The 1,373-nt window shown below is 41.7% G+C and carries 1 protein-coding gene; it reads left to right on the top strand.

Features of this window, described 5'->3' with window-relative positions; translation table 11 throughout:
* Nucleotides 1-52 precede the first annotated feature (52 nt).
* Nucleotides 53-1,360 carry an IS4 family transposase gene (locus tag AB4507_RS18450; RefSeq protein WP_029235596.1) on the top strand — a complete coding sequence of 436 codons (1,308 nt, stop codon included), beginning with the start codon at nucleotides 53-55 and terminating at the stop codon, nucleotides 1,358-1,360.
* The last annotated feature ends 13 nt before the right edge of the window (nucleotides 1,361-1,373 follow it).

Here is a 1,373-nt window from a genome sequence, read left to right as displayed (position 1 = left end):
ATCCTTCAGAGCTGTCAAAATCCAAGTGTATTTAATGCACTTGGATTTTTTTATGGATGTTTCTCAAGCTCTAAACATAATTAATGATTGGAAACCTAGCAGCGTTGAGACTTTGTCTGACTTGCTTCCAATTGAACTCATCGACGAAGCCTATTCTCTTACTGATACTGTCACGATGAGAAAGAGGAAATTAACTTTAGAATCCATGGTGTGGCTGCTTGTTGGAATGGCTATCTATAACAGTAAATCCATGAAAGATTTAGTGAACCAACTTGATATTGTCGACCGTACAGGTAAAGCTTTTGTCGCACCGAGTGCGTTAACTCAACGTCGAAAGACGTTGGGTGAAGACGCAATTAAAGCGGTCTTTGAGCGAATGACTACGTCATGGTTAAACAGTGCAAAGTTACCCCAATGGAATGGATTAACGCTGCTTGGCGTCGATGGCGTTGTTTGGCGAACGCCCGATAACCCGCAAAATGAAAAGGCATTTTCTCGACAAAAAGGGACGCAATATCCGCAAGTGAGAATGGTCTGCCAAATGGAACTAAGCAGTCACATTATTACGGCCAGTGCATTTGATAATTACAATACAAACGAAATGATATTAGCTGAAAAACTGATAGAAACAACACCAAACCATAGCGTAACAATGTTCGATAAGGGGTTCTATTCTTTAGGTTTATTACATAAATGGCAAGACTCTGGCTCAGAGCGCCATTGGCTTATCCCCCTCAAGAAAAATACACAATATGACATTGTTCAATCTTTAGGGCGAAATGACAAACTTGTTCAATTACACAGTAATCCAAGAGCTAGAAAGCTATGGCCTGATTTACCAAAGTCGATAACCGCTCGACTTGTCACTCGTAAAATTAAAGGAAAAGACTACCAAGTATTAACCTCCATGACGGACTCCCTGCGTTACCCATCAAAAGATATTGCAGGCCTTTATGAGCATCGTTGGGAAATAGAGCTGGGCTACCGAGAGCAAAAACAATACATGCTTGGAAACCGTCTTACGCTGCGAAGTCGTTTACCAGAGCTGGTCAAGCAGGAGTTATGGGGCATCTTGCTTACTTACAATTTAATCCGATATCAGATGGTCGAGCTCTGCTTCAATTTAAAGGGAAATTACCTTCCTTATCAACTGAGTTTTAACGGCACGTTAGCTCATGTATCAGCGTTACTTGTAGGCTTACCTTATTCAACACCAGGCGCAATACCTCGTCAGCTAAAGGGGTTCCACAACATGGCTGAAAGCTTAATACTTGAAGGGCGAAGGGAAAGGACATTCCCTAGAAGAGTTAAACCCAGACCACAACGGTATGCTAAGAACAAAAATGCCGTTCACTCTTAAGTGAACGGCATTA

The organism is Vibrio sp. 10N.222.54.A3, assembly GCF_041474095.1.
Taxonomy (GTDB): domain Bacteria; phylum Pseudomonadota; class Gammaproteobacteria; order Enterobacterales; family Vibrionaceae; genus Vibrio; species Vibrio crassostreae_C.
This window is presented reverse-complemented; position numbering and strand designations above follow the sequence as displayed.